The sequence below is a fragment of the Halovivax sp. genome (assembly GCA_007119345.1).
GTDB lineage: Archaea > Halobacteriota > Halobacteria > Halobacteriales > Natrialbaceae > Halovivax.
On sequence record SKPV01000279.1, the window covers coordinates 1 to 2,583 of the forward strand.

Genomic DNA, 2,583 nt, shown 5'->3' on the forward strand with positions numbered 1-2,583 from the left:
CCCCGATCGCGAGGAAGATCGCTCCCGTGGCCCCGTACGCCAGCAGGGCGAGACGATCCGCCATCCCGAAAACGAGCCCGCCGTAGGCGAGAAAGCACACCCCTGCGTACAGAAAGAGTGCGTCGATCGCGCGAACCGGGTGCATGTCCTGGTGTACGCTCTCGCTGGTTTTCAAGCTCCCTGTCCCGGCCACAGCGGCGAACGGCCCGAAGTTGTTCGAGTGTAACACTGGCCGGGTGCGAAACCGTTCGGGGACGAAGCCGTTCGTGTCCGACGTCGGTCGTGACCGAGGCGCTCGGAACCCAAGCCGTTCGGACAGAGGGGCCGTCCGGGGCGTTCGGGTCCGATCGTCGCGATTCCGACGAGCGATCCGCACTTCCGCCGCCGGGACCGACACGAACGTTTTCGGTTCGTCGCGCCAACGTGCACCCATGTTCGACCGAATCCTCGTTCCGACCGACGGCAGCGAACACGCCGAGGCCGCGGCGGCCGACGCGATCGACCTGGCGGCCAACCACGGGGCGACGCTGCACGTCCTCTCGGTGGCCGATCCCGGCCCACTGGGGGACCTCAAGCTCCCGGGCGACGCCGTGCGACCATCCGAGGCGCTCACCGAGCGCGCCGATGAGTTCGTCGCGGCGGTCGTCGACCGCGCCGAGGCGGCTGGCGTCGACGTGGAGGGAACGGTTCGGTCGGGTCCGCCGGGGGACGTGATCCTCGAGTACGCCCGCGAGATCGACGCCGATCTGATCGTGATGGGGAGCCGAGGCCGAGGCGGGCTCCACCGGATGGCCGTCGGTAGCGTCGCCGATCACGTGATCCGGGTCGGCGAGTGCCGGGTGCTCGTCGTCGACGCCGACGTCGCTGCAGCCGGCGACTGACCGGCCGTCCATCACCCGCCCGGCTCACTCGGCGCCGACGAGAGTCACTCCCCACCAGCGATTCGGTTGATCGCGCGCGTTCGCTGGCCGATCGACCAGCCGACCAGCGCGAGCCCGGCGTAGAGGCCGATCGCCAGCAGGCCGTACGCTTCGGGAACGAGTCGTGGGCTGAGTCCGCCCGTATCGAGCACCAGTGCGACGAGCAGCGTACCCAGGACGAGCGCGACCCCGACGTCGCCCGACCGCATGCTGGGGAGGTCCGTGGGCTCGGCGACGAGCCGGCCGACGGCATAGAAAACGACGGTGTACGCCACCCAGCCCGCGATCAGGTACGGAATCGCCCGGAAGTACTCGCCGGGGAAGTGTCGCGGCACGTAGACAGCGTGGACGAGGAGGGTCGCCAGGACCGCCATCACGAGTAGTGCCACCAGCCCGGCTCGCGACTGACGCGACTCCATGCCTGGGCGGACACGTCACGGAACCGTAAAACGATCGGCTCGGACCCGCGAGCCGGGATCCGTGCAAGCGAGTTAGGGGGCCGCCTCGCCTCCAGACGAGTATGGGACAGCATCTGCTCGTACCACTTGACGACTCGGAGCCGGCGTGGGCCGCGCTCGAACACGCGATCGACGCCGACGACGTCGACCATCTCTCGTTGCTTCACGTCGTCGAGCCGTCGGAGGCGTTCACTTCGGCGGCCAGAGGCGGTACCTACGACGCCGAGATGTACGACCTCGCCTTCGAACGCGGTGAGACGCTGTGTGAGCGGGCCCGGAGCCGCGTCCTCGAGGCGCTAGATTCGGAGGCGATTCGGATCGAGACGGACGTCGTCCCGGGCCGACCCGCCCAGCGTATCGTCGACGCGGCCGACGATCGCGACGTCGACCGGATCGTAATCGGCAGCCACGGTCGGAGTGGCGTCTCGCGCGTCCTGCTGGGAAGCGTCGCCGAGACCGTCGTCCGACGGGCGTCGTGTCCGGTTACCGTCGTCCGGTGAGCGCCTCGGTGGCGAACCGGACGCCGTCTCAGATGCGTTCGGTGCCGCCGGTTCCGCCGATCTGTCCACGGTGCACGATTGTGGGGTTTCAGGCTACTCGATCGCCGCGGCCTCGAGTGTCTCGACGCGTTCCCGGTCTTCTTCGGCGTCGAGCCACGCCTCGGCGTCCAGCGCCGCCATCGAGCCGGTCCCGGCGGCCGTGACCGCTTGCCGGTACCGCGGGTCCATCACGTCGCCGGCGCCGAAGACGCCGGGGACGCTCGTCCGGGTCGTCATCCCCGTCTCGGTCAGCAGGTGGCCGTCGCCGTCGAGGTCGACGGGCGTCTCCCGGAGGAAGTCCGTGTTGGGGACGTGACCGACGCCGTAGAAGATGCCGCCGACGTCGACGCGTTCTCGGGTGAGGTCCTCGCCCGCGTCCGTCCCGAGTTTCTCCGTCGGGCGGCCCTCGGGGTGGGAGACCAGCGTCGCGCCGGTGACGCCCGCCTCGCGCGAACCGTGAATCTCGAGCAGCTCGCTGTTCCAGCGGAAGTCGATCGTCTCGTGTTCGCGAGCGCGCCGGGCCATGACCTCGGAGGCGCGCAGTTCGTCGCGGCGGTGGACGACCGTCACCGAGTCGGCGAACTTCGCGAGAAAGAGCGCCTCCTCCATCGCGCTGTCGCCGCCACCGATCACGAGCACGTCGTCGCCGCGGTGGAAGGCGCCGTC

The 2,583-nt window shown here is 69.6% G+C and carries 4 protein-coding genes; 2 read left to right on the forward strand and 2 right to left on the reverse strand.

What is annotated here, in order from left to right; all coding sequences use genetic code 11:
- Positions 1–431: 431 nt before the first annotated feature.
- A complete protein-coding gene (locus QZT59_RS18570) occupies positions 432–881 on the forward strand; it encodes a universal stress protein (RefSeq protein ID WP_290819368.1) in 450 nt (149 codons plus the stop codon).
- Positions 882–925: 44 nt separating this feature from the next.
- Here the strand turns inward: QZT59_RS18570 and QZT59_RS18575 are convergent, their stop codons facing one another.
- On the reverse strand, positions 926–1,339 hold the full coding sequence (locus QZT59_RS18575; protein ID WP_290819369.1) for a hypothetical protein: 414 nt from the start codon (positions 1,337–1,339) through the stop codon (positions 926–928).
- Positions 1,340–1,440: 101 nt separating this feature from the next.
- Between QZT59_RS18575 and QZT59_RS18580 the strand changes: the two genes are divergently transcribed.
- Positions 1,441–1,878 (forward strand): universal stress protein, encoded by a 438-nt coding sequence (locus QZT59_RS18580; protein WP_290819371.1) that lies wholly within the window; start codon positions 1,441–1,443, stop codon positions 1,876–1,878.
- Positions 1,879–1,971: 93 nt separating this feature from the next.
- On the opposite strand, the gene QZT59_RS18585 is transcribed toward QZT59_RS18580, so the two are convergent.
- The coding region (locus QZT59_RS18585) for an NAD(P)/FAD-dependent oxidoreductase (RefSeq protein ID WP_290819372.1) at positions 1,972–2,583 on the reverse strand (612 nt) is incomplete at its 5' end.